Source organism: Bacillus sp. NPDC077411 (genome assembly GCF_044543425.1).
GTDB lineage: Bacteria > Bacillota > Bacilli > Bacillales > Bacillaceae_G > Bacillus_A > Bacillus_A bruguierae.
Genome location: NZ_JBITWA010000001.1, coordinates 408,805 through 431,061 on the forward strand (window position 1 = coordinate 408,805; position 22,257 = coordinate 431,061).

Below are 22,257 nucleotides of genomic sequence, written 5' to 3' on the forward strand. Positions count from 1 at the left end.
TTTATACCTTCTCCTCGTTTTAACATCAATGTATTTATTGATTTTTTGTTATTTTTTAACTTATTTAAATTATCTGAATATAATTGTAGGATTTTTATGATATATATTTTGTACAAAATACTATGCTTTCTCTCTTTGTTGTTAAGTGTTCTTCTAAAAACAAAAAACCGAGCACATTTTCCATGTGCTCGGTTTCTCTTATTGATAGATTTCTTTATATTTCTTATACTCAGCCTCTGAGCAAAGAACGAAATGTCCTGGGCGAACTTCGCGCATTTCCGGCACTTCATTACCATATTGATGCTGAGACGGATCGTATACGATACGTTTACGATTACGCTCATAATCTGGATCTGGAAGCGGAATTGCTGATAGTAGTGATTTTGTATACGGATGAATTGGATGCTCGTATAACTCTTCACTCGTTGCAAGTTCCACGATTTTCCCGTGATACATAACACCGATGCGATCACTAATGTATTTTACCATCGATAAATCATGGGCAATAAATAAGTATGTTAAACCTTTTTCTTTTTGTAGCTGTTTCAATAAGTTAACCACTTGCGCCTGAATTGACACGTCAAGTGCCGAAATCGGCTCATCGGCGATAATAAAGTCCGGTTCTACAGCTAACGCCCTTGCAATTCCAATACGCTGACGTTGTCCACCAGAGAATTCATGCGGGAAACGACTTGCATGCTCACGGTTCAAACCAACCGTCTCAAGTAAGTCATACACACGCTTCATCCGATCTTCTTTGTTTTTAGCAAGACCGTGAATATCAATTCCTTCTGCAATAATATCTCCAACGCTCATACGCGGATTTAATGATGCGTATGGATCTTGGAAAATCATTTGCATTTTACGGTTAAATTTCTTTAATTCAGCACGTGATTTCTTACCGTGTACATTTTCCCCGTCAAACAATACTTCTCCTGCTGTTGCGTCATATAAACGAATAATTGTTCTTCCCGTTGTTGATTTACCAGAACCAGACTCTCCTACAAGTCCAAATGTTTCTCCGCGGTAAATATCAAACGTAACATCATCAATCGCTTTTACAACTCCGCCGTTCACGTTAAAATATTGTTTTACATTTTTTACTTCAATTAATTTTTCACGATTATTAGTCATGCTGTTCACCCGCTTTCATTTGTCGAATACGTCTTTGGACAATTTCAGGTGGCTCCACTTTTGGAGCTTGTTCATGAAGCAGCCACGTTGCTGCATAATGCGTATCACTTACTTTAAAGAAAGGTGGTTCCATTTCAAAGTCAATTTTTAATGCCTGTGGATTACGCGCTGCAAATGCATCACCTTTTGGCGGCTTTAATAAGTCTGGCGGCGTTCCTGGAATTGCATATAACTCTTCTTCCCCGCCTTCTAAACTTGGCATAGAAGCTAATAATCCCCATGTATACGGATGTTTCGGGTTATAGAAAATTTCATCAACTGTTCCAATCTCTACAACTTTCCCTGCATACATAACAGCTACGCGGTCCGCTACATTGGCAACAACACCTAAATCATGCGTAATAAAAATGATAGCCGCTTCTGTTTTTTGCTGAATGTCTTTCATTAGCTCTAAAATTTGTGCTTGAATTGTTACATCAAGCGCAGTTGTCGGTTCATCGGCAATTAATAATTTCGGATTACAAGCAAGCGCCATCGCAATAACAACACGTTGTCTCATCCCACCTGAAAATTGGTGCGGATATTGCTTGAGACGTGCCTCTGGATTTGGAATTCCTACAAGATCGATAAGCTCTAACGCAACTTTACGCGCATCAGCTTTACTCATTCCTTGATGTTTAATAAGACCTTCCATAATTTGATTACCAATTGTCATCGTTGGATTTAACGACGTCATTGGATCTTGGAAAATCATCGCGATCTCTTTTCCGCGAATTTGTTGCATTTCTTTTTCAGACAGCTTCGTTAAATCACGACCGTCAAAAATAATTTCTCCGTTCTTAATGCGCCCTGGCGGCTTTGGAATTAAGTCCATCAACGCTTTAGATGTAACGGACTTACCAGAACCAGATTCCCCCACAATTGCTAGCGTTTCTCCTTTTTTCAAATCAAAAGTAACTCCGCGCACTGCTTGTACTTCACCAGCATGTGTGTCGAATGAAACTTGTAAATCTTTTACTTCTAACAAAGTTTTCATCATTCCCTCTCCTTTCTTCTTTATTTACGCATTTTTGGATCTAATGCATCACGTAAACCATCTGCTAATAAGTTAAATGCTAAAATCAACAAACTAATTACAGTCGCTGGAATAAACATCATATGTGGATATGTTTGAATTGACTTATACCCATCACTTACTAAAGAACCTAATGATGCTAATGGCGGCTGAATTCCAAGGCCAATGAAACTTAAGAAAGCTTCTCCGAATACCGCATGTGGAATTGTAAACATTGTCATAACAATGATAGATCCCATTAAGTTTGGCACTAAATGTTTTACAATTAATTGTGTATTTGTTGCTCCAAGTGTGCGTGATGCTAATACGTACTCTTGATTTTTCATTTTCAACACTTGTCCACGCACAATACGTGACATGCCAATCCATCCTGTAAGAGTCATCGCTAATGTAATTGATAGAATACCAGGATCCATTACAATTACCATTAAAATTACGATAATTAAGTACGGAATACCATTTAATACTTCAACGAAACGCTGCATGAAGTTATCAACACGGCCTCCGTAGAATGCGGAGATACCACCATATGCAACCCCAATAACTAAATCAATTGCTGCTGCTAATAATGCGATATATAAAGATACTCGTGTTCCTTCCCACGTTCTTGTCCAAATGTCACGGCCAAGATCATCTGTACCAAACCAGAAATATTCTTTAATATCACGTTTCTCATACTGATCTACACCATATTGGTCTACACCATCAAAAGGCAGCCAGTGGATCTTCTCTAAAACCGGTATTTTCGGCGGTACTTTTGCACGATCTAAATCTTGATCTTTATAAGAATATTTACTCATCATCGGACCAAAAATCGCTAGCAGAATAATTAAAGCAAGAATAATCATTCCAAAAACTGCGCCTTTATGTTGAAACAGACGTCTTCTTACATCTTCCCAAAACTTTACACTCGGACGGGCAATAACTTCATTATCCGTATTGCTGCGATTTGCTGGTTGAAATAAATCTGGCGATATTTTTTGTACATCTTTCATCATTTTTTCCCTCCCGCTAAACGAATACGAGGATCAACTACACCGTATAGTACATCGACAATAAAGATAACAAGAATGAAAATTGCACTATAGAACATTGTTGTACCCATAATAACTGTATAATCGTTTAATGGAATAGACTTAACGAACTGTTCCCCTAAACCTGGTACAGCAAATACTTGCTCAACAACAAGTGTTCCTGTCATTAAAGCAGCAACCATTGGGCCTAAAATCGTAATGATCGGAATAAGAGCATTTCGCAGTGCGTGTTTTACAATAATTACACCTTGACTAATCCCTTTTGCTTTTGCTGTTAAAATGTACTCTGCTTGCATAACTTCTATTAATTCGGTACGTGCAAAACGAGCTATTGTAGCTATTACAGATACCGACAATGCAATTGTTGGAAGAATTGTATATTCAAACCCTTTCCAAAACGCTACCGGTAACCAGCCCGCTCTTACTGCTACATAATATTGTAGTAGTGCCGCAAAAACGAATGCAGGTACAGACATTCCGAGTACCGAAATGAACGTTGCCCCGTAATCAGCCCACGTGTTCGTACGAAGTGCTGCAACAATACCTAATAATAATCCAATAATAGTTCCTAAAACAATCGCTTGAAAACCTAATTGTGCAGATGGACCAATGCGGCCAACAATCATATCTGTTACTGGACGGTTATCATACTGGAATGATACCCCCAAGTCCCCTTGAACTAAATTTTTCATATAATGCACATATTGCACTGGTAGCGGATCATTTAATCCATATTTTTCTAAAATGATTTCTTTTTGTGCTGGTGATAATTTCTCCTGATTTTTAAGCGGAGAACCTGGCAACAACTTCATTAAAAAGAATGTTAAAGTTGTGATTAAAAATAATGTAATGATCATGTACGCGAAACGTTGTAATGTATAACGTCCCATAAATAGCACCTCCCCATTTTTTCAAAAGCAATAAGATAGTTTAAAATATTCTTACTATTATCTTTAAAAATAAGAGCATACGCCCATCATAGGCATATACCCTTGAAAACGATGGAATAAATTACATTATTACTACCATTTGTAATAAACCTATTTAAATATGAGATTAAATCTAGCAAATCAGGTTCTCTAATTGCGCATTATGTACCTTCATTTGTAAAAATTAGAATTAAAAGAATAATCTCCAAGTTTCTACAATTTTCATTATACATATAATGCGACGATTGTGAATATAATTTTTTATTTTTTTGTTAAAATTTTTAATTTACAGTGTATTTTATATATATTTTGTAAAGACAGGACTTAACATTGAAGTTATCTAATTAAAGGAAAATGCAAAATTATATATATTTTTCTAAAAATTCTTTATAGTACATATTATAACTTTTATAGTATAATAATTCTAGTAATATTTTGCGGAGGGGAAGCATTTGAATACACTTTTTTCACGTATTAGTATACTAACAGGAGTCTCAATTGCGATTTCTGGCGCATATGCTGCTATATTTTCCAATTCTTTTTTGTTGTATTTTATTAATATTATGTTTTATATCGCTTTACTCTTCATTATTATCGGAGGATTTGTATTTCTATTTCAACGCGGTTTTTTCAATGTAACAATGTATGCTTTTAAAAAATTAGGTCGATCCAATAAAAAGATTGAATCTTTAATTGAAGGAGAAGAAGAACGCGATCCGAAAGAAATATTATATCGAACTTATTCCTTTACATGGACATACCCTATCGTCATTACTGGTATCATATTAGGAGCATTATCAACAATTATTGGTTTCGCTATTAAATAATTTGCAAACGATTTATCATGTGTTATAATAGTACAACAATTTTATACGTATGCAATGAGAAAGAAGAGTACATATTGAGGCAATTTCAGAGAGCTTGTGGTTGGTGAGAACAAGTAATTGTACAATATGGAATGGGCTTTTGAGCACCAAACCGAAACGTTTCAGGAGTAGGCTTTGGCGTCACATCCAACGTTACAATGGATAAAGAGATTTTGCTTTCGCAAAATAATTAGGGTGGTACCGCGGTCCATTCGTCCCTACTTTTAGGGATGAATGGGCTTTTTTGTATTCGAAAAGCGCAAGCGGCTCGTTCAAAACCACAAAACGTTAGGGTTCTAGACGAAAATATGAAAAACTAAAAACAATACAACTTTTCAAGGAGGAAATGATATGTCAGTTATTTTTTCAGGCATTCAACCAAGCGGAACAATTACACTTGGTAACTATTTAGGAGCAATGAAGCAGTTTACAGAACTGCAAAATGAACACGATTGCTATTTCTGCATTGTAAATCAACATGCAATTACTGTACCGCAAGATCCAGTACAGCTTCGTAAAAACATTCGCAGTCTAGCAGCACTATACTTAGCATGTGGCATCGATCCAGAAAAATCTACATTATTTGTACAATCAGAAGTTCCAGCACACGCTCAGCTTGGATGGATTATGCAATGCACTGCATATGTCGGTGAATTAGAACGTATGACGCAATATAAAGATAAATCAAACGGAAGAGAATCTGTTCCAGCTGCTTTATTAACATACCCGCCATTAATGGCAGCAGATATTTTACTATATAATACAGAGATTGTTCCAGTTGGAGAGGACCAAAAACAACATATGGAGTTAACACGCGATTTAGCAGAGCGTTTTAACAAGCGTTATCGCGAAGTATTTACAATTCCAGAAGTTCGCATTCCAAAAGTAGGGGCTCGCGTTATGTCATTAACAGAGCCGACGAAAAAAATGAGTAAATCTGATCCAAATCCAAAATCGATGATTAGTTTACTTGACGATCCAAAAACAATTGAAAAGAAAATTAAAAGTGCTGTAACCGATTCAGACGGCATCGTAAAATTTGACAAAGAAAATAAACCAGGTGTTTCAAACTTGTTAACAATCTACTCTTCTTTCTCAGGGAAAACAGTTGAAGAGTTAGAAACAGCGTACGAAGGCAAAGGATACGGCGACTTTAAAGGCGACTTAGCGCAAGTTGTTGTAGAAGCAATTCGTCCAATTCAAGACAAATACAATGAACTTATTAACTCTCCTGAATTAGACGAAATCCTTGATCAGGGGGCCGAAAAAGCAAACCGCGTCGCAATGAAGCAACTTCGTAAAATCGAAAACGCAATGGGGTTAAGCAGAAAACGAAGATAAGAGGAAAAGCGCAAGCGGCTCGCTCAGAATGGAAGGGGGATGGAGCTCCTGACGTAGAGGTGCTTTTTACCTCGCAGGAAGGCGCGAAGCCACCGACCATTCTAGCCGCTGGAGCTGGACAAGAGAAAAGCGGATGCGGCTCGCTCACTCTCATGACGAATTTTGTCGAAGAATCTTTATTTCGTGTCGAATCGGCGATATATCGTAAATATCGCCGATAAACACATCACTTCCGCCGATATCTTAGCGGACACAAAAAAAGGAATGATCCTAAAAGGCACCTACGCACCTTTTGGATCATTCCTTTTAATTTACCTTTTGCTCATTTTCCATTTCCCACAACTTTTCAAAGAACGGTTGTCCTCTTACAAGTCGCTCACAAAGCTGTTCATGTTTACCTGACCATCCGTGCTTCGCTTCGTCATATAAGCGATTCCACACTTCTTCAAACGGTAGATGTTGTACAGCTGGATATGCTGCTGGATCCCATTCTGTATACCAATAGCGAATCTCCGCTGGATTTTTCGTTGTATGTAGCTGGTCTAGCGCCATAAAGAGCAGTTGTTTTAATTGTCGTTCTTTCCGTGTTAACCCATTCATCATATGCGGGGAAGGTGATAAAATATGATGTTCCTTTTGCTGCGATTCCATTTCAAAATCATATGTTTCTGCTTGTACGTTTTCTACCATTTCATACACCATTTGCTCTTGTCTTGGAATCAGTCGGCTTTTACGTATTGGAATATTGTATCCAATTGTATCAATCGCAATTATTCCTTTTCCATCTGATACAACAAAGCAATACTCTTGCTGCAGTCGTTCATGGTTTTTTCGAATATACGCCTTATGATGTACGTCTTCCAATAGTTTTTGCGGAAGCTCTAGCAATTCGTTCTCGATGTAATGATATAATGTGGAATCTACTTTTACTAATGGTACTTGATCTAACAATTCGATCGTATCATCCTTCCGCCATTCATAGAAATGACAGACGTTATACCCGTTTTCTTCACCTTCAAACCAATTTACCCATACATCATGCAGATATAACATTGCTTACCCCTCACTTCACAACTGTTTGTATATCTCATTATGGTCATCTTTCGTAAAATTTATTCCAATTGAGGAAATATATTCTTATTAATTAATTTCTTCATAATCCTCTATCTTTCATGCTTAACAGTAAAACTTTCATTAGATTTTTGCAGCAAATAACAAGCCATCAGTGGAATTGTTCTTCATCCTTCACTGATGGCCAACTAGGCTTTACTTCTCACGGAATTTTAAGGTGTAGACTCATACAGGATAAACAGATTAGCAATTTTTATGAGTCAAAAGACAATGCTCCCTCTAAAATAGCTTTAGCATCCATTTCTAATAAAGAAGTTGTGTTCCATTTCTTATGCTCTACACAATCTTTTACAATATGAAATCCCACAGCATATCCAAGCATTTTTGGATAAAATCCTCGTCCATTTAGCAATGTATCGTGCTCGCGTGTCCCTCGTTGTATCCCCCGCTTTTTTTGTATAAACCGATGCCAAAACATAATTGCCTCGTCTTTCTTATAATAAGACACCCACGGAGCATAGTAACTTTCCCCGTGCCGTTCATACACCGCATGTTCTGCCAATCCCTCCATCATCATTGTATCCAAAATGGTATACGCTTCTTCTCCCTTCTCATTTGCATGAATTCGACATATATGATGATATTCATGAGTAAGCAATGCCTTTAACTCGGCAATCGAATTTTGTGAACTCACAAACAAAAACAAAGCATTTCGCATTGCTAATCCCGCTTTTCCGTTATATTCTCGTTGAACAGTTCGATTATACGGATCTGATAACAAAATAAATACCGGTATATCAGGTCCTTTTAACCATTGCTGCAGTTTTTTATATTCTATCGCCAATTGCTCCCATACTCGTTCTTTTTGCAATACGCCTATTTCTTCCTCACCACCTACTACCGGACGAAACATTCCTTTTGAAACAAGAAACCGATATAACGCTTCTTTCTGAAGCGGAATATACTTTGTAAACTTCTCACAAATTTTTTCTGGCTCCTGATAATACTTACTCATCCACACCGCCGTTTGAATCACTCCCACCTCTCCCACTCTCCTTTCGTTCCATACATATGCAACGAAACGAAAGAAAGCATAAAAAAAATGCAGATTTTCATCTGCACTTTTTTTTATTTATATTCTTTAAATACTAATGCTGCGTTATGTCCACCGAAACCTAATGAGTTACTTAATACAGCACGTACTTTTTGTTGTCTTGCTTTATTTGGTACACAATCTAAATCACACTCTGGATCTGGTGTTTCATAGTTAATTGTTGGCGGAACAACGCCATCTTGAATTGTTTTCACAGATATAATTGCTTCTACCGCACCAGCTGCACCTAATAAATGTCCTGTCATTGATTTTGTTGAACTTACCGCTACTTTATATGCATGCTCGCCAAATACTTCTTTAATTGCCATCGTTTCATATTTTTCATTCGCTTCTGTACTTGTGCCGTGCGCATTAATATAATCGATATTTTCTGGCTGAAGACCCGCTTCTTCTAACGCTTGACGCATCGCACGCACACCGCCTTCACCGCCAGGAGCTGGTAGCGTAATATGGAACGCATCACCTGTTGCTCCGTATCCAACGATTTCAGCATAAATATGTGCACCACGTGCTAACGCATGCTCTAATTCTTCTAATACAAGAATTCCTGCTCCTTCTCCCATTACGAATCCACTTCGATTTTTATCGAACGGACGACAAGCAGTTGCTGGATCTTCATTAAATGTTAATGCTTTAGCTGAACAAAATCCAGCAACCGCCATATTTGTTAACGGTGCTTCTGCTCCGCCTGCAATCATCGCATCTGCATCTCCGCGCTGAATAACTTTATATGCATCACCAATAGAATTTGCACCGGATGCACAAGCTGTCACTGTACATGTATTAATCCCTTTTGCACCTAATGCAATGGACACCTGGCCTGCAGCCATATCAGGAATCATCATTGGTACGAGGAATGGACTAACGCGGCGTGCGCCTTTTTCATAAAAAACTTTGTACTGCTCTTCATACGTTTCCATACCACCGATTCCGGATCCAACCCACACACCAATGCGCGGCCCATTTTCTTCTGTAATTTCTAGCTTTGCATCTTCCACAGCCATTTTTGCCGCTGCTACTGCATATTGTGTAAAGCGGTCCATACGACGCGCTTCTTTCTTATCAATATATTTCTCGACTTCAAAGTCATTAATTTCCGCGGCTACTTTCGCAGGAAATTGATCTGCATCTAAGCGTGTAAGATGTCCAATTCCAGATACACCATTTTTAATATTTTCCCAAGCAGTTTCTACATCCGTTCCAACTGGAGTAACTGCTCCTAATCCTGTAATTACAACACGCTTTTTTTCCATACAAAATACACTCCTTTTCTCTCAGTCCTTATTTACCCCAACGAAGAGCAACTGCTCCCCATGTTAAACCGCCGCCAAAACCAACTAATATGATGAGATCGCCATCTTGAATACGTCCATTTTGCAATTCTTCTACTATAGCAATCGGAATTGAAGAAGCTGACGTATTCCCAAACTTGGAAATTGTCGTACTCATTTTTTCTTGCGGTAAATTTAGCCGTTCTCTCGCTGATTCCATAATACGAATATTTGCTTGATGAGGCACTAAAAAGTCTACATCTTCTTTCGTAAGACCTTCTTTTTCTAAAACACGAAGACACGAATCACCAAGCTGACGAACAGCAAACTTAAAGACTTCTCTGCCATTCATCATAACATATTCATCACGATAAAGGTGTTTACCACCACTTCCATCCGCTCCTAATTCAAATGAAAGAATCCCTTTTCCTTCTGAAACGGCCCCCATAACAACAGCGCCTGCTCCATCTCCAAATAAAACAGCAGTATTTCGGTCATTCCAATCTACAATTTTAGATAATTTATCGCTACCAACTACTAATATATTTTTATAAGTTCCAGTTTGAATAAATTGTTGCGCTGTAATCATTCCGTACATAAAACCAGCACAAGCTGCGCTTAAATCCATCGCTGCTGCATGCTTTGCTCCGATTTCTTCTTGAACTACGCAAGCAACCGCTGGAAACGAACGGTCTGGTGTTACTGTTGCAACTAAAATAAGATCAATTTCTTCTCCGCTAACCCCTGCATCTTCAAGTGCTTTTTTTGCAGCTTCCGCAGCCATATGTGAAGTATCTATTGTATCATCAGCAATGCGTCTTTCTTCAATCCCTGTTCTTGTTCGAATCCATTCATCAGATGTATCCATTATTTTCTCTAAGTCGTAGTTTGTGACAACTCTTTCTGGCACATATCTCCCGATCCCTAAAACGCCTACATTCACATTACAACCCTCCGATTTATATCAATTCTTATGACTTGGTACTAATTTTAAATGATAAGTTTCCTTTTGTCTATATATTATTAATTTGTTATTTTATAGTACATTGCAAGTCTTTCTCGAAAATCACGCAATTCTGGATACAATTTTAAGTTGGACAACATCCCTTGAATAACTGGAACTCGCGGATGATCCGTTTTCATTTCTGATTCCAGTACATCTAGTGTAACCATTAATTCATCACTTCCTAATTGGTCTACTAGCGCACGCTTTAACTTAATAATTTCATTTATAAATAATTCTTCCTTATGTCCGTTCATTACATTCGTATTGCACAAAAAATGATTGAGTTCTCGTTCTACAATGACTGGTTCGTCCTTTGAACGTTGCAATCCCGCTACGATATCATCCATTCTCTTTAAGATAAATTTTGTCGTATACGCTATATCTAAATTTACCATATTAAAGATAATTAGCTCTAAATATCCACGTGATATTCCTTCTAGCATAATAATTAAGTCAACAAGATGAGAGGCAATCTCTTCCCCGTAAATAGAAAGTAAACTGTTTCGATAAAAAGCATGTGATTCTAGTTTCATTCTCGTCATAAATACTTCTACTTCTTTATTAAAGGGAATTACATTTTCTCTCATACACATAATAATGAATTCTTTTTTTTGTTGTAATTCGTAAAACTGACAATGTAATTGTTTTTCAAATTTCTCACGTGGAAGTAATACTTCTTTTTCAATATCCATCAGTTTATTCTGAATCTGATCGTAGTAATACTCGAGCGTTGCCAATACTAATGTATCTTTCGATTTAAAATACAAATAAAAAGCACCTTTAGAAATACCGCATTCTGTTGCTATTTCTTGAATAGACGTTGCATTCACGCCCTTCATCGCAAATAATTTAATTGCCGTTTCAATAATTAACCGTTCTTTTTCCTTCATTTTTTTCCTCTCCTAAAAAACACTCTTATCCGCATTATGACTCATCAGTCAAAAATTGCAAGTAGTTCACAATATTTTACCTTTCCGTTGACTGTTGACCAGTCAGTCATTTATACTTTGGTTATTATGACCGATTGGTCAGTTTCGATAAAAAGGAGCATAGAAATGAATAAAATGATTAACTTTTCGTTAAACAATAAGTTCGCCGTCTGGCTATTAACGATTATTATTACGGTTGCAGGAATTTATTCTGGTCTTCGTATGAAGTTAGAAACAATCCCAGACATCACAACACCACTTGTGACAGTGACAACTGTGTATCCTGGCGCTACTCCAACTGAAGTAGCAGAAAAGATTTCGAAACCAATCGAACAACGACTGCAAAACCTAAGCGGAGTAACCGTTGTCAGTTCCTCTTCTTATCAAAACGCATCTTCTGTTCAAGTAGAATATAACTTTGATAAAAATATGGAAAAAGCAGAGACAGAAGTAAAAGAGGCGCTCGCTAACTTACCTTTACCGGAAGGCGTAAAAGAACCGAAAATTTCTCGCCTTAGCATCAATGCTTTTCCTGTTATTTCATTAAGTGTCACAAATAAAAATGAATCTCTTGCACAGCTAACACAGCGAGTAGAAAAAGATATTGTTCCAGGCTTACAAGGATTAGACGGCGTTGCCTCTGTTCAAATTTCAGGTCAACAAGTAGAAGAAGTACAACTTGTCTTTAATAAAGAGAAAATGAAAGAATTAGGCCTTAGCGAAGAGACAGTCAAGAACATGATTAAAGGTTCTAACGTTTCTATGCCGCTCGGACTGTATACATTTAAAGATAAAGAAAAATCCGTTGTTGTAGATGGCAATATTACAACGTTAAATTCTTTAAAAGAAATGAAAATCCCGCTTATCCCTTCTACAAATCAAGGGAGTTCACACGGACCGGTTCAGGCGCAGCAGCCTAATATGAATCCAGCTGCAGCTGGGCAAGCATTGGCTATTCCAACTGTATCATTGCAAGATATTGCCGATATCAAACAAGTTGGAAAAGCAGAATCCATCTCGCGTACAAACGGAAAAGAAGCTATCAGCCTACAAATTGTAAAAGCTGCTGATGCGAATACAGTTGACGTTGTAAATGCTGTAAAGAACAAAGCAAATGATTTTGAAAAGAAATTTGATAACATCGAAATCACTTCAACATTCGACCAAGGTGCGCCAATCGAAAAATCAGTTAGCACAATGTTAAGTAAAGCTATTTTTGGTGCCATTTTCGCTGTTATTATCATCATGTTGTTCTTGCGTAACATTCGAACAACACTTATTTCTGTCATTTCAATTCCACTTTCTTTATTAATTGCAATTTTATTATTAAAAGAAATGGATATTACATTAAATATCATGACGCTTGGGGCAATGACTGTCGCTATCGGCCGCGTTGTCGACGATTCAATCGTTGTTATTGAAAATATTTACCGGCGCATGGCTTTATCTGATGAAAAATTAAAAGGAAGAGACTTAATTCGCGAAGCAACGAAAGAAATGTTCGTTCCAATTATGTCATCTACAATCGTAACCATCGCGGTCTTTTTACCGCTCGGTCTTGTAAAAGGAATGATCGGTGAACTATTCTTACCATTTGCTTTGACAATTGTTTTCGCCTTATTAGCATCTCTTCTTGTAGCTGTCACAGTTGTTCCAATGATGGCACACTCTTTATTTAAAAAGGAAAGTATGAAAGAAAAACAACAACATAATCATGAAGAGAAGCCAAGTAAACTTGCTAATGGATATAAACGCCTTCTAGAATGGGTATTAAACCATAAAATTATTACGTCTAGCATTGCGGTTTTATTATTAGTAGGAAGCATTGCACTTCTGCCGATTGTAGGTGTAAGTTTCTTACCATCTGAAGAAGAGAAAACAGTAATTGCCTCTTATAATCCAGAACCTGGGCAAACATTGCAAGATGTCGAAAATATTGCAACAAAAGCAGAAGATTATTTTAAGAAAAATAAAGATGTGAAAACAATTCAATTCTCACTTGGCGGAGAAAATCCGATGAGCCCAGGTAAATCGAATCAAGCATTATTCTTTGTTCAATACAAAAACGATACAAAGAACTTTGAGAAAGAAAAAGAAAAAGTTATTAAAGATCTGCAAAAGATGACAAACAAAGGAGAATGGAAAAACCAAGACTTCTCATCTGGCGGAGGCAACAATGAAATCAAGTTATACGTATACGGCGATAATTTAGAAGAGATTAAACCTGTCGTAAAAGAGATTCAAAATATCATGAAAAAAGATAAAACGTTAAAAGATATCGACTCGAGCATTTCCAAAACATACGATGAATACACATTAGTGGCAGATCAAGAGAAGTTAAGTAAACTCGGACTAACTACCGCGCAGGTAGGCATGGGACTTTCCGACTCTCACGAACGCCCTGTCTTAACAACAGTTAAAAAAGACGGCAAAGAGATGAATGTGTATGTTGAAGTGAACAAACAAAACTACGAAAACGTCGATGATTTAACAAATCGAAAAGTACAAACGCCGTTTGGTACGGAAGTGGCTGTAAAAGACATTATGACTGTAAAAGAAGGAGAAACGTCTAATACCGTAACAAGACGGGACGGCCGCGTATATGCAGAAGTAACTGCAAAACCAACAACAGACGATGTCGCAAAAGCTTCTCAAAATATTCAAAAAGAAGTAGATAAGCTAGACTTACCATCTGGCATTGAGGTGTCAATGGACGGTGTATCTAAAGATATTCAAGAATCCTTTACACAACTTGGCTTAGCGATGTTAGCTGCCATTGCGATTGTATACTTCGTTCTTGTGATAACATTCGGCGGGGCACTGGCGCCATTTGCGATTTTATTCTCGCTTCCATTTACGATAATCGGTGCCGTTGTTGCCTTACTAATTTCCGGTGAAACATTAAGCATCTCTGCAATGATTGGTGCCCTTATGTTAATCGGTATCGTTGTTACAAACGCCATCGTATTAATTGACCGCGTTATTCATAAAGAACGCGAAGGTTTTACGACGCGCGAAGCATTATTAGAAGCTGGTGCGACAAGATTACGCCCAATTTTAATGACGGCTATCGCAACGATTGGCGCCTTACTTCCACTTGCATTAGGCTTTGAAGGAAGCGGCCTTATCTCAAAAGGTCTTGGCGTCACAGTAATCGGTGGATTAACAAGCTCTACACTATTAACATTATTAATCGTACCAATTGTGTATGAAGTAGTAAGTAAATTCAAACGAAAAAACAAAGTAGCTAAATAAAGTGAAACTTCCATCAGTGGGATTTTTCTTCATCCCCACTGATGGAAAGCCCACCCAATCGGGCTTTTATGGGCAGTTATCCCCACCTCTCTTCTTTGCTTCCCTTTCAATATTGAGGTGGGGATCTTACTGCCCGTTAATGCGGGATAAAAAAGCGAGACCTTTCCATCAAAACGGAAAGGTCTCACTTTTTTATTTTTCAGACCGACAAGTCAATGCTATGTAGAAAATAACATGACAGCTACTTGCTTTCTCCTTTTGTTTTAACCTTGCACGTGGCAGAAAAAGGCCCTGACCGCTTCTATGCACGGCCAGATGCTCTCACCCACCCTAAAAAGAAAGTGGTTTTTATGTCGGTTTTTCAATTCGTATTTATTTTACTCTTTTGCATCCGCTTTCCCAAGTTCATACGCTTCGCCCATAACCTTCATTAATAATTCCAATACAGGCTGCGCTTTTGCCATATCTAATGCCACACCGTGATCATCTAAAATCGCCTTTGCTTCTGGTAAATGCTTCATTGCGATTTGTAAAAACTGCATATTTTTTTCGTTCACATTTCCTCATCCTTTCCACATCAAAACTTTCTTTTCCAGTTTACCACGTGTTACTTGTCTCGTATAACTTCCTATATTTTTTTATATGAGAAATTTGACGCAGCATCCCCTTTTCTAAGGAAAACTTACTGGGAACAACTATCTTTTCCTCATCACCTTTTAGACACTCTTTCTTCTGTATTTGATCCCCCCCTGTTTTCTGTAATATTTCAATTCCTTTTTGCCACCGGTTTTTCTCTTCACTACAAAGAGCATATAGTTTCATTTCCAACTTCCTTTGACCAATCGTATATAAACAGTTCGCAACATCTTCAACATACAAAAGATCACATGTACATTCTTCTATAGGAAGAGAAATCGTTTGTTGTTTTAACCCTGCTAGAATGATATGGTGATACGTCATAAATGATGGTTGCCACGGTCCATATACTGCCGGAACACGTAGTATGCAGTAATCTGCATCGCCTTTTTGTACTTCTCGTTCAATTTTTGAAAAAAGCATACTATTTTCATTATCACTAGAAGCATGACTCACTTCTACAGAAGATGAAATAACGAATTTTATTTTTTTTCGTCTGCAAAAACTCTCAAATCGCTTTACATATTGCAATATGGTGCGTTCATTTCTAAAATTCTTTTGCTGATTCGGCTCACATAAGCAAAAGTATGCAGCATCAATATCTGTTTTCTCCAAAACTTCCCATCCGTCATGATCCCGCAAAGCAAAATACATAAACAATGCATTTCGACCAATCAAACATAATTTTTCTTCATTTATTTTGGAAACACTGTTCATATCATCAAAATCAAACGCATACACTTCAATTTCTTCTTCAAGAAACTTCTGCACAAGATGATAACCTATAAACGTTAACGCCCCAACGACAATTACTCGTTTCATTTTCGCTCCCTCCTCACATACATAAAAAGCTCCTTATGTATAGGAGCTTTATAAATCTTCATACCACTTAAAAAACTGACATGCATTTTGCGCCATTTTATATTTTACATCCTGTAGATGAAATGATAATGAAGTCGGACAATTCTCTTGCAAACGTTTCTTTTCATATTCCCGAAACAACTGTTTCCGTTCTTTTTTTTCTTGAGCAGATACAAATATTTTTACTGGAACGGAGGATACTAAATATGGAAATGCTTTCTTTTCAATTTTTCGTTCTAATTCTGATTCCGTTGCATCATATGCTTGCATCAATTCACGAATTAATCGCTTATAAAAAAATTTGTGCTCTTTTTCAAATTCAACATGTGCTGGTAAATGAAGACACGGATTAAACATAAGAACCGAACGCACACATTCTGGATATTGCGCCATCATTTGCAGAGCAACAAGCGCACCCATCCCTTCTGCTATGATATGAATCTTTTCGTTCAAAATTTCCTTTTTCATAACAATATGATACAATCGCTTCGCCAGACGTACCGCCTGTTCATTCCCCCAATGTCTACCGTATAAATTAGAGGAAAAGACTGTATAGCCCTTCTTTCGCAATTCGTTTAAAAGTTGCAGCCGTCCTGCATGCTGAAGCCATAAACTTGTACCATTCTCAATAAAGTAATTGTAGTCGCCTAATAGCAATATACCGAATCCATTTGGCTTTTCCGGCAAGTGAATCACGCATGGCTCTTGTTCTAAAAAGAAAAAACGTTCCGTAATACTCATACTTCTCCCGCCTTATATGACAACATCAAATTTACTCTTTTATAATGTATGATACGAAGAGCAATTTGCTTTGCAAAAACGACAAATATTTTTCTATATTCTTTTTCGAGTTATGATACAATAAAGACAAACTGAACGAATAGAGGTGTAAAAAGATGCGTGTAATTTGGGCCTTTATCTGGTCGTTCTTGCTTGTGCAAATGATGAGCTACGTAATTAGCTCTATGACGCCAGGCGTTACATACGATTTTGGGCAAGCGTCTATTTTTTCTGTAGTTATTACTGTACTTGTGATCGCACTTGGAGCATTAATTCCAAACGAACCTGCACAGCAGCATTAATAAAAAAGAGTCCGGATACCCGGACTCTTTTTTATTGAACGTTAATAGCTAACTCGTTATTTAACACATCAATCAATACATGACTATGATCTGTAATCGTGCCTGCAATGAGCGCACGCGCTAACTTCGTTTCAATTTGACGCTGTACATAGCGTTTTAACGGACGTGCACCGTACATTGGATCAAACCCAGACTCTATAACAAACTCTTTTGCAACATCTGTAAGTTCCACTGTAATATGACGATCTGTTAAACGATGTTGCAGCTCTTTCACAATTTTATCAACAATACCTTTTATCTCATTTGTCGTAAGTGGTTTAAAGAGAATAATTTCGTCCACTCGATTTAAAAACTCTGGACGGAAGTGACCGCGAAGTTGTCCCATTACAAGGTTTCTTGCTTCTTCTTGAATAGAGCCATCTTCTCCTAATCCTTCTAATAAATATTGCGATCCGATATTAGACGTCATAATAATGACTGTATTTTTAAAATCAACTGTACGTCCTTGTGAGTCTGTAATACGCCCATCATCTAACATTTGCAGTAAAATATTAAACACTTCTGGATGCGCTTTTTCAATTTCATCTAATAAAATAACAGAATACGGTTTACGGCGCACAGCTTCTGTTAATTGTCCGCCCTCTTCATACCCGACATACCCAGGAGGTGCTCCAATTAAACGGGATACGGCATGTTTTTCCATATACTCTGACATATCAATTCGAATCATTTGTTCTTCGCTATCAAATAAAGACTGTGCCAATGTTTTCGCAAGTTCCGTTTTCCCAACACCTGTTGGTCCTAAGAAAATAAACGAACCAATCGGACGATTCGGATCTTTAATTCCCGCACGAGCACGTAATACTGCATCTGCCACAAGACCGACCGCTTCTTCTTGTCCGATGACACGCTCTGATAAAATTTGCTCTAAACGAAGCAGCTTCTCACGTTCTCCTTCTACGAGCTTTGCAATCGGAATACCAGTCCAGCGCGATACGATATTCGCAATTTCTTCTTCACTTACTTCTTCACGAAGAAGACGGTTATCTTGCTGTTTATTCGCACTTGCTTCTTCTGCTTCTTTCAATTCTTTTTCTACAGCTGGAATTTTGCCGTGACGAAGCTCTGCTGCTTTATTTAAATCATAATTTCCTTCCGCTTCTTCTAGCTCTCTTCGCAACCGCTCTAAACTTTCGCGTAAATCGCGCACTTTATGAATTTCTTCTTTCTCTTTTTGCCACTGCGCCCGCATTCCACTTGCTTTTTCTTTTAAATCCGACAACTCACGCTGCAATGTTTGCAGGCGTTCCCTACTTGCCCGATCTGTTTCTTTACTTAGCGCAGCCTCTTCAATTTCTAACTGCATAATACGACGTGTTATTTCGTCTAGCTCTGTTGGCAGCGAATCAATTTCTGTCCGAATCGTTGCACATGCTTCATCAACTAAATCGATTGCCTTATCCGGTAAGAAACGATCAGAAATATAGCGATCTGATAACGTTGCAGCTGCAACAAGAGCACGATCATGTATATTCACACTATGATAAATTTCAAATCGTTCTTTTAAACCGCGCAAAATAGAAATCGTATCTTCAACTGTCGGCTCTTCTGCTAATACTTGTTGGAAACGACGCTCTAATGCCGGATCTTTCTCAATATATTTACGATATTCATCAAGTGTTGTCGCTCCGATACAATGCAGCTCGCCGCGCGCTAACATTGGTTTTAACATATTTCCGGCATCCATTGCTCCCTCTGTTTTTCCCGCACCAACAATTGTATGCAGCTCGTCGATAAATAATAAAATCTTTCCTTCACTTTTTTTAATTTCATTTAAGACCGCTTGCAGACGTTCTTCAAATTCACCGCGGAATTTCGCACCTGCAACAAGCGCACTCATATCAAGTGAAAAAATCGTTTTATCTTTTAATCCTTCCGGTACATCTTTGCGGACAATACGCTGCGCTAATCCCTCAACGATTGCCGTTTTCCCAACACCAGGTTCACCAATTAATACAGGATTATTTTTTGTTTTACGCGATAAAATGCGAATCACGCGTCTGATTTCACTATCACGTCCAATGACTGGATCAATTTTCCCCTGTCTTACTTCCGCTACTAAATCACGACCATATTTTTCTAAAGCTTCGTATGTTACTTCTGGATTTTGACTCGTCACTCTTTGATTCCCCCGAACTTCTGTTAATGCTTGCAATAACGCTTCTTTCGTAATACGAAGCGACGTAAATAATTCACGTATATCATTCGTTCTCTTTTCATCACATAACGCAAGAAGAATATGTTCCACTGAAATATAATCATCTTGCAAATGCTTCGCTTCTTCTTCAGCCCTTACAAGCAGCCCCTGAAGAGCACTTGTAATATAAACTTTCCCTGCTTCCGTGCCTCCTCCTGTAACCGCTGGCTTTCGCTTCAACAGGCGTTCTACCCCTTGCACGAACTGATCTATATTTACATTCATCTTTTGAAAAATACGAATTGCTAATCCATCTTGCTGCTGAAGAAGCGCGGCTAAAAGATGTACAATATCAATATCTTGGTGATGATGCTTAGTAGCAATTGATTGTGCACCCATAATCGCTTCTTGTGTTTTTGTCGTCATTCGATTTAAGTCCATCGCGCCACAACTCCTTTATAGTTTGACTTTTTTTGACCTTTGATTTGATTATACGACAAATTACCCATTTTATTCAACAAAGAGGACTTTATGACAATCTTATTTTTTAAATTTATTCACCACAATAAATCCCGCAGCTTATAACCGCGGGATTTGTTATGGTTTTCTTTTATATGTCCATTGTCTATTTTGATTTGTAACTCCTGGAAATTTATCTCCAGCAGAAAGCTTTACCATTTTTGGATCCTTAACCATACTTCCTGTTTCACCAATTTCAACATAAATGCCGTCATTCGGTGCTTTTTGACCAGCTCGGAATCGATGACTTTGTCCCATATTCATTCTCCTTCCATTCCATCATTACATCTTTAGTATGTCCCATTTTAGAAAACCTTTTCTGTTATGTTTAGGAAACCATGCTCATATAATGAAATTACACATTTTAGCAGGAAATAAATCAGTATATGTGGAAACAAAAAAAACTGGCCATAAAGACCAGTATCAAAGGAGAGTCAAACAACTTATACGAGAAGATTACATTCTCATTATAAACACGATAATCATCACATTGTAACCCCTTTCACAAATTGTACAAAAGGAAAGGAACATTATTCGAACTTTCAGAAAAAAACTTGACTTTTCTCGTTACCAATGACAAATAGTAGACAACGCAATCATGCAGGAATTAAGATGAATATACACAAAACTTTTTATAAAAGGTGTGAGACGCATGAAAAAACAACATTTAATTGCATTAGATTTAGATGGCACTTTACTTACAGATCAAAAAATGATTTCAACTCGTACAAAACAAACCATTACAAAAGCAAAAGAACAAGGCCATATCGTTGTTATCTCAACTGGCCGTCCATTTCGTGCGAGTCATGCATATTATAAGGAACTTGGATTAAATACACCGATTGTAAATTTTAACGGCGCATACGTTCATCATCCACTTGATACGAACTGGGGAACGCATCACTCTCCACTTGAACTTACTACTGCACAAGAAATCGTTCGTGCATGTATGGAATTTGGAGTAGAAAATATTTACGCAGAAGTGATTGATGATGTATACGTGAAACAACTTGATGAAGACAAAAAACATATTTTCGAATTTGGCTCTCCGAAAATCTTCACAGGTGATTTACTCGATATTTTACGAGATCATCCAACTTGCTTATTAATTGATGCACATGAGTCAAAATCAAATTCTATTCGTCAACATTTAACAGATATGCATGCAGAAGTAATTGATCACCGCAAATGGGGAGCTCCTTGGCCGATTATTGAAATTGTGAAAAGCGGGTTAAATAAAGCAATTGGCCTTCAAAAAATTTCAAGTTACTACAATATCCCAAAAGAACGTATCATTGCGTTTGGTGATGAAGATAATGATTTTGAAATGATCGAATTTGCCGGACATGGAATCGCCATGGGGAACGCCATTCCAGAATTAAAATCATTAGCAAATCGCGTAACATTATCAAACGAAGAAGATGGAATTGCTCTTTATTTAGAGGAGGCACTTGGATTGTAAGGTGAAAATTCCCTGCTTATAGTATGACGCCAAGCGCACATACTATAGGAGACACAACAAATGTGTCCATGCTTTTCTGCTAAAAGGGGGCATTACGAATGGGTAAAAAGAACAAATCAAAACGTTTCGTACAACAAGGGTCAGATTCTGTTATGAAACACGACGCAAGATTCCCATACCGTGGTACGTTAGCTGAAGCAGAAAAAGAACGAAATAACTCTTCTCTCGGAGGGTTCTAATGGGTAACTTACTATTCCAACAAGCACGAGATGCCGTCTCACAAGCCGTATCTTGTTCAAATGACAGCGAACAGCAAGCACTTGTTAATAAAGCAAAAAATGCATTGCTGTCCGCTTATACGAATTCTTCTACTGCCGAAAAAGTACAATTGCGCGAAATGCAAGAAAAACTGCAAAGCATTTCAACAGGCGAGCAACTGTAACTAGAGGAACAAACAAAAAGAGGACCAAACGCG

General features: G+C 37.7%; 21 protein-coding genes and 1 other annotated feature. Of the genes, 7 read left to right on the top strand and 14 right to left on the bottom strand.

Going from position 1 to position 22,257, the window contains the following annotated elements; genetic code table 11:
• Positions 1-198: 198 nt before the first annotated feature.
• Genes ACIGHG_RS02100 through opp3b form a run of 4 tightly spaced genes read right to left on the bottom strand, consistent with a single transcriptional unit; the run spans position 199 to position 4,133 of the window.
• Entirely contained in the window at positions 199-1,134 is a 936-nt protein-coding gene (locus ACIGHG_RS02100; RefSeq protein ID WP_336472179.1) for an ABC transporter ATP-binding protein, read from the bottom strand.
• On the bottom strand, positions 1,127-2,170 hold the full coding sequence (locus ACIGHG_RS02105; protein WP_396547189.1) for an ABC transporter ATP-binding protein: 1,044 nt from the start codon (positions 2,168-2,170) through the stop codon (positions 1,127-1,129). Before ACIGHG_RS02105 ends, ACIGHG_RS02100 begins: the two co-directional genes overlap by 8 nt.
• Before the next feature lie 20 nt (positions 2,171-2,190).
• On the bottom strand, positions 2,191-3,207 hold the full coding sequence (opp3C, locus tag ACIGHG_RS02110; protein WP_336472181.1) for an oligopeptide ABC transporter permease: 1,017 nt from the start codon (positions 3,205-3,207) through the stop codon (positions 2,191-2,193).
• Positions 3,204-4,133 carry an oligopeptide ABC transporter permease gene (gene opp3b / locus ACIGHG_RS02115; protein WP_336472182.1) on the bottom strand — a complete coding sequence of 310 codons (930 nt, stop codon included), beginning with the start codon at positions 4,131-4,133 and terminating at the stop codon, positions 3,204-3,206. Before opp3b ends, opp3C begins: the two co-directional genes overlap by 4 nt.
• 491 nt (positions 4,134-4,624) lie before the next feature.
• Here opp3b and ACIGHG_RS02120 point away from each other — a divergent pair, with 491 nt between their 5' ends.
• Positions 4,625-4,999, top strand: a complete 375-nt coding sequence (locus tag ACIGHG_RS02120) for a DUF3899 domain-containing protein (protein WP_396546939.1) — start codon at positions 4,625-4,627, stop codon at positions 4,997-4,999.
• Positions 5,000-5,044: 45 nt separating this feature from the next.
• Positions 5,045-5,261, top strand: a binding site (T-box leader).
• Positions 5,262-5,389: 128 nt separating this feature from the next.
• A complete protein-coding gene (gene trpS / locus ACIGHG_RS02125) occupies positions 5,390-6,379 on the top strand; it encodes a tryptophan--tRNA ligase (protein WP_336472183.1) in 990 nt (329 codons plus the stop codon).
• 306 nt (positions 6,380-6,685) lie between these two features.
• Here trpS and ACIGHG_RS02130 read toward each other — a convergent pair whose 3' ends face one another.
• The 5 genes from ACIGHG_RS02130 to ACIGHG_RS02150 form a co-directional block, all read right to left on the bottom strand.
• The gene (locus tag ACIGHG_RS02130) at positions 6,686-7,432 is read right to left on the bottom strand and encodes a YjbA family protein (protein ID WP_396546941.1); all 747 of its coding nucleotides are present in this window, start codon (positions 7,430-7,432) and stop codon (positions 6,686-6,688) included.
• A gap of 271 nt (positions 7,433-7,703) precedes the next feature.
• The gene (locus ACIGHG_RS02135; protein WP_336472185.1) at positions 7,704-8,492 is read right to left on the bottom strand and encodes a DUF2268 domain-containing putative Zn-dependent protease; all 789 of its coding nucleotides are present in this window, start codon (positions 8,490-8,492) and stop codon (positions 7,704-7,706) included.
• Positions 8,493-8,578: 86 nt separating this feature from the next.
• Positions 8,579-9,817 (bottom strand): beta-ketoacyl-ACP synthase II, encoded by a 1,239-nt coding sequence (fabF, locus tag ACIGHG_RS02140; RefSeq protein ID WP_336472186.1) that lies wholly within the window; start codon positions 9,815-9,817, stop codon positions 8,579-8,581.
• 28 nt (positions 9,818-9,845) lie between these two features.
• Entirely contained in the window at positions 9,846-10,778 is a 933-nt protein-coding gene (locus ACIGHG_RS02145) for a beta-ketoacyl-ACP synthase III (protein WP_336472187.1), read from the bottom strand.
• Between the two features lie 80 nt (positions 10,779-10,858).
• Positions 10,859-11,731 (bottom strand): TetR/AcrR family transcriptional regulator, encoded by an 873-nt coding sequence (locus tag ACIGHG_RS02150; RefSeq protein ID WP_336472188.1) that lies wholly within the window; start codon positions 11,729-11,731, stop codon positions 10,859-10,861.
• A gap of 165 nt (positions 11,732-11,896) precedes the next feature.
• Here ACIGHG_RS02150 and ACIGHG_RS02155 point away from each other — a divergent pair, with 165 nt between their 5' ends.
• Positions 11,897-15,025 carry an efflux RND transporter permease subunit gene (locus ACIGHG_RS02155; RefSeq protein ID WP_396546944.1) on the top strand — a complete coding sequence of 1,043 codons (3,129 nt, stop codon included), beginning with the start codon at positions 11,897-11,899 and terminating at the stop codon, positions 15,023-15,025.
• A gap of 377 nt (positions 15,026-15,402) precedes the next feature.
• On the opposite strand, the gene ACIGHG_RS02160 is transcribed toward ACIGHG_RS02155, so the two are convergent.
• The 3 genes from ACIGHG_RS02160 to ACIGHG_RS02170 are packed head-to-tail and all read right to left on the bottom strand — an operon-like array spanning position 15,403 to position 17,263.
• Complete coding sequence (locus ACIGHG_RS02160; protein ID WP_020059831.1) at positions 15,403-15,582, bottom strand: ComZ family protein; 180 nt, start codon at positions 15,580-15,582, stop codon at positions 15,403-15,405.
• Between the two features lie 40 nt (positions 15,583-15,622).
• Positions 15,623-16,483 carry an NAD-dependent epimerase/dehydratase family protein gene (locus tag ACIGHG_RS02165; RefSeq protein WP_336472190.1) on the bottom strand — a complete coding sequence of 287 codons (861 nt, stop codon included), beginning with the start codon at positions 16,481-16,483 and terminating at the stop codon, positions 15,623-15,625.
• Positions 16,484-16,531: 48 nt separating this feature from the next.
• Positions 16,532-17,263 (bottom strand): alpha/beta hydrolase, encoded by a 732-nt coding sequence (locus ACIGHG_RS02170; protein WP_336472191.1) that lies wholly within the window; start codon positions 17,261-17,263, stop codon positions 16,532-16,534.
• Between the two features lie 155 nt (positions 17,264-17,418).
• Here ACIGHG_RS02170 and ACIGHG_RS02175 point away from each other — a divergent pair, with 155 nt between their 5' ends.
• Complete coding sequence (locus ACIGHG_RS02175) at positions 17,419-17,604, top strand: YjzD family protein (protein ID WP_090915806.1); 186 nt, start codon at positions 17,419-17,421, stop codon at positions 17,602-17,604.
• Positions 17,605-17,635: 31 nt separating this feature from the next.
• Here the strand turns inward: ACIGHG_RS02175 and clpB are convergent, their stop codons facing one another.
• Together clpB and ACIGHG_RS02185 are read right to left on the bottom strand one after the other, a co-directional pair.
• A complete protein-coding gene (gene clpB / locus ACIGHG_RS02180) occupies positions 17,636-20,242 on the bottom strand; it encodes an ATP-dependent chaperone ClpB (RefSeq protein WP_396546948.1) in 2,607 nt (868 codons plus the stop codon).
• 156 nt (positions 20,243-20,398) lie between these two features.
• Positions 20,399-20,578 (bottom strand): YjzC family protein, encoded by a 180-nt coding sequence (locus ACIGHG_RS02185; RefSeq protein ID WP_242221120.1) that lies wholly within the window; start codon positions 20,576-20,578, stop codon positions 20,399-20,401.
• A gap of 394 nt (positions 20,579-20,972) precedes the next feature.
• On the opposite strand from ACIGHG_RS02185, the gene ACIGHG_RS02190 reads away from it, so the two are divergent.
• The 3 genes from ACIGHG_RS02190 to ACIGHG_RS02200 all read left to right on the top strand — a co-directional run bounded on the left by ACIGHG_RS02190 (position 20,973) and on the right by ACIGHG_RS02200 (position 22,224).
• Complete coding sequence (locus ACIGHG_RS02190; protein WP_396546950.1) at positions 20,973-21,782, top strand: Cof-type HAD-IIB family hydrolase; 810 nt, start codon at positions 20,973-20,975, stop codon at positions 21,780-21,782.
• 98 nt (positions 21,783-21,880) lie between these two features.
• Positions 21,881-22,021 (top strand): hypothetical protein, encoded by a 141-nt coding sequence (locus ACIGHG_RS02195; RefSeq protein WP_035437292.1) that lies wholly within the window; start codon positions 21,881-21,883, stop codon positions 22,019-22,021.
• The gene (locus tag ACIGHG_RS02200) at positions 22,021-22,224 is read left to right on the top strand and encodes a DUF3813 domain-containing protein (RefSeq protein WP_090915798.1); all 204 of its coding nucleotides are present in this window, start codon (positions 22,021-22,023) and stop codon (positions 22,222-22,224) included. The genes ACIGHG_RS02195 and ACIGHG_RS02200 overlap by 1 nt, the downstream gene beginning before the upstream one ends.
• Positions 22,225-22,257 lie beyond the last annotated feature (33 nt).

What these genes read in the sequence shown, in the direction of transcription:
- ACIGHG_RS02105 (WP_396547189.1), bottom strand. Translation starts at nt 2,170, where the DNA reads ATGAAAACTTTGTTAGAAGTAAAAGATTTACAAGTTTCATTCGACACA.
- ACIGHG_RS02170 (WP_336472191.1), bottom strand. Translation starts at nt 17,263, where the DNA reads ATGAGTATTACGGAACGTTTTTTCTTTTTAGAACAAGAGCCATGCGTG.
- opp3C (WP_336472181.1), bottom strand. Translation starts at nt 3,207, where the DNA reads ATGATGAAAGATGTACAAAAAATATCGCCAGATTTATTTCAACCAGCA.
- ACIGHG_RS02190 (WP_396546950.1), top strand. Translation starts at nt 20,973, where the DNA reads ATGAAAAAACAACATTTAATTGCATTAGATTTAGATGGCACTTTACTT.
- ACIGHG_RS02100 (WP_336472179.1), bottom strand. Translation starts at nt 1,134, where the DNA reads ATGACTAATAATCGTGAAAAATTAATTGAAGTAAAAAATGTAAAACAA.
- ACIGHG_RS02175 (WP_090915806.1), top strand. Translation starts at nt 17,419, where the DNA reads ATGCGTGTAATTTGGGCCTTTATCTGGTCGTTCTTGCTTGTGCAAATG.
- ACIGHG_RS02130 (WP_396546941.1), bottom strand. Translation starts at nt 7,432, where the DNA reads ATGTTATATCTGCATGATGTATGGGTAAATTGGTTTGAAGGTGAAGAA.
- ACIGHG_RS02200 (WP_090915798.1), top strand. Translation starts at nt 22,021, where the DNA reads ATGGGTAACTTACTATTCCAACAAGCACGAGATGCCGTCTCACAAGCC.
- ACIGHG_RS02155 (WP_396546944.1), top strand. Translation starts at nt 11,897, where the DNA reads ATGAATAAAATGATTAACTTTTCGTTAAACAATAAGTTCGCCGTCTGG.
- ACIGHG_RS02195 (WP_035437292.1), top strand. Translation starts at nt 21,881, where the DNA reads ATGGGTAAAAAGAACAAATCAAAACGTTTCGTACAACAAGGGTCAGAT.
- opp3b (WP_336472182.1), bottom strand. Translation starts at nt 4,133, where the DNA reads ATGGGACGTTATACATTACAACGTTTCGCGTACATGATCATTACATTA.
- trpS (WP_336472183.1), top strand. Translation starts at nt 5,390, where the DNA reads ATGTCAGTTATTTTTTCAGGCATTCAACCAAGCGGAACAATTACACTT.
- ACIGHG_RS02150 (WP_336472188.1), bottom strand. Translation starts at nt 11,731, where the DNA reads ATGAAGGAAAAAGAACGGTTAATTATTGAAACGGCAATTAAATTATTT.
- ACIGHG_RS02165 (WP_336472190.1), bottom strand. Translation starts at nt 16,483, where the DNA reads ATGAAACGAGTAATTGTCGTTGGGGCGTTAACGTTTATAGGTTATCAT.
- ACIGHG_RS02185 (WP_242221120.1), bottom strand. Translation starts at nt 20,578, where the DNA reads ATGGGACAAAGTCATCGATTCCGAGCTGGTCAAAAAGCACCGAATGAC.
- fabF (WP_336472186.1), bottom strand. Translation starts at nt 9,817, where the DNA reads ATGGAAAAAAAGCGTGTTGTAATTACAGGATTAGGAGCAGTTACTCCA.
- clpB (WP_396546948.1), bottom strand. Translation starts at nt 20,242, where the DNA reads ATGGACTTAAATCGAATGACGACAAAAACACAAGAAGCGATTATGGGT.